This is a genomic window from Allobosea sp. 05T422_2 (assembly GCF_056396265.1).
This window is the reverse complement of record NZ_JBFTLD010000440.1, coordinates 1-2,806: the sequence shown is the minus strand read 5'-3', so window position 1 is coordinate 2,806 and position 2,806 is coordinate 1. Positions and strand designations below refer to the sequence as shown.

Annotated in this window: 2 protein-coding genes; both read right to left on the bottom strand. The window is 64.5% G+C overall.

What is annotated here, in order from left to right:
• Positions 1-263, bottom strand: a 263-nt coding sequence (locus AC1DJT_RS35755) for a hypothetical protein (RefSeq protein ID WP_476835961.1), incomplete at its 3' end; no start/stop codon positions are given.
• The coding region (locus AC1DJT_RS35750; RefSeq protein WP_476835960.1) for a host specificity factor TipJ family phage tail protein at positions 263-2,806 on the bottom strand (2,544 nt) is incomplete at its 5' end. The genes AC1DJT_RS35750 and AC1DJT_RS35755, both read right to left, overlap by 1 nt.

The following is a 2,806-nucleotide window of genomic DNA, read 5'->3' as shown; positions in this document are numbered from 1 at the left end:
CCGACAGGGTTGCTCCAGTAAAGATTGCCGCCGCCGTACCAATAAGTTGGCGCTTGCATGAGGGTCGATATCGCGTTCTGCCCGCTGATATTCATTCTGGTGAAAACCGGGAACGGCGTTCCGGTCAAAAGACCCTCGCTATAAATTGATCCTTCGCCCGAACCCGCGGCTAGAAAGTAAGTGCCGATGTATCGGGTGACGCGGTCGGTGAGATCGAGCAGGACGTTGCCGTATTGGTCGAATGTTTGAAGTCCCTGAGGCATCACCAAATCCCCATGCGGACGCGCAGCTGGCCGTTGTCGTCGAAAACCTGAAAGAGGCTGCTCGTGATGACTGTTCGGCGTCCTGAAGCGCCCGAAATCATGGTCAGTGTGCCATCGGCCGCGATGAAGAAGCGGTTGTTGATGTTGAGCGAGCCGCCGAGAATCGAGCCCATCTGAGCGCTGATCGCCGAGAGATAGGCGACGTCGATCGCCGTTGCCTTGACCGCGCCGACCTGCAGCGCCGCCGCGGTGATCGAGTTTGCGACATAGTCCTCTGCCGCCAGCAGCTCCCAGTCCGTGCCGCCCTCGCGCAGCTGGTACATCTTCGGCTTCTGGCCGGGCTCGAACAGAGTGACGACCTTGGGGCCCTGATAGCCAAACAGATCCGGCAGATGGTCGACGATCGCGACCGGCTCCATGCCGGCGAGAAACGCCTTGTAAGGCAGCGTGCCGGCGCCGGCATTGCCGAGATCGATGATCGCCGGCACGACAGAGAACTGCGTGAAGACGTATTGGCTGCGCAGGCCCGATGCCGCGAGTGCGAAGGCGCGGACATAGATCACGCCCGTCGTCTGGCGCAGTGGGTGCGAGCCGTTCGAGGAGGGACCGCGATAGGCCTCTTCCGAGGTCACCCAATTGTCATAGCTGATCTCGACGACATAGGTCGCGGCTGAGCGCGCCCGGCCGGTTGTCCAGTCCATGAACATGGCGGCATTGCGCTGCACCGGCAGGGCGGCGACATAGGGCACGGCGATGGTCGCTTCGTTCTCCAGCCCGGTCGAAGGCGGTGGCGGCGGAACGACGATCGGCTCGGCCAGCGCGCTCCAGACCTGCGGCGCATCGAACACTGCCTCGACATTGAGGTTCTCGCCGCTCGGCTGGATCGAGCGGATCAGCCAGGCATCCTGAATATCGCCGAGCGTGCCGATGACGACGCTGGTGAAAGCCTGCGTCGCCGTGTTCAGCGCCTGCTCGAGGCTGAGGCCTGTCATCGACTGCGCCTGCGCGACGTCGGCGGCATTGAGCACCAGGCGGTTACCTTCCTGCGTAAACCCGACGGGCCCCCAGTCCTTGCCGTCGCGGGCGCGCAGATAGGCGTAATAGCCGGTCGCGACATCGAGATCGTCGCGGTCGACCATCAGGGTCAGATCGTCGATATCGAAATCGACGACGCCGACCGTCTCGATGCCATCGAAATACCAGGTGTCGATCAGCGCCTTGTCGTTCGGCAGCAACAGGCGCCCGGCGAGCTCCATCGAGAAGCTGCGCCGCTCGCGCCGGAAATGCGCGGTCGCCGCCGCCCAGGTCGCGATATGGATCGCATGCGCGGCGCTCGTCGCCCCCAGCGCCTGCATCCGGCGTGGCGTCATGGTCTGCGGCCCGAAGGTGACGCGGTGCTCCCGGCGCTTGCGCGGGTCGCCGCCGGTGAACCATTCGACGATGATGTCGGCCGAGCCGTCGGACAGGTCGAGATTGAAACTCTGCCCGCTCGAATCCTTCAGGATCTGGCGCCGCGTGATGACGTGCTTGCGCACGGCGCGCGGCTCATCACGGACGATCGTCCAGGACCTGGCGAGCCGCAGCGGCGAGGCCCGCATCGGGCCGAGCACCGTGGTGAGCGCCTCATAGACCGAGACCGGCCCGCGAATGACGCCATTGAACTCGTCGTATTGGGTGAGGGTCGTCGCGTAATGGCGCAAGCGCTCCAGATCGACCGCACCATCCTGCATCGCGGCGCCATGCAGCTGATCGCGCAGGATGTCGGCCGCGGCCCAAACCGATTTGCTGGTCTCTTGTTCGATCCAGCCGGCGTCTGGCCCAAACCAGACCGGCAGAATGCGCTGCACTTCGACCTCGACTTCACCATAGCTGGTGACGCCGAGATCCTTGCCCGAGCGGATCTTGAGCGCGAGCTCGGAGATGCCCGGGCGAACTGCCGCCTGCGGGATATGGGCGCGCAAGCCCTCCCAGACGATCGGGTTCGTAATGATCGCGCTGAAGCCTGAGGGATGCGGGACCGATGGCGGGTCACCGATGTTCTGGGCCCGGAAGGTGTAGCGGCCGGCCGGAATCTCGGCGAAGCGGGTAAAGCGCATCGCCCGCGTGGTCAGGATACGCCCGGTCTCCACATGCAGCGTCTGCCAGCCGCCGATCGGCTCGCCATCCTCGTCGCAGGGCGCATATTCGAAGTGGACACCCCAGTTCGCGTCGTACTGCTCGCCCTTGAACTTGCCGCCATCAGGAACCGCCATGCAGCCGCTCGGCAGCGAGAAATCGAGCTGGATGCGGCTCTGCAGCGGGGCGCCCGAGCCGAAATCGAAGGGGCCGGTATGGGCAGGAAACTCGGTCGGACGCTTCAGCTCGTTGCCAGTGATCGCCTGGACGGACGCGACCTGGCCGGGCACCAGAGAGGAGGCGCCGCCGGGTGGAATGTATTCGATTTGCGCACCAACGAAGGGCGGCGTCACGCCGCTATCGCTGGTCCACATCACGACATTGCTGACGCGGATCGTCTTGACGCTGCACTTGCCGCAGCCAAGCGT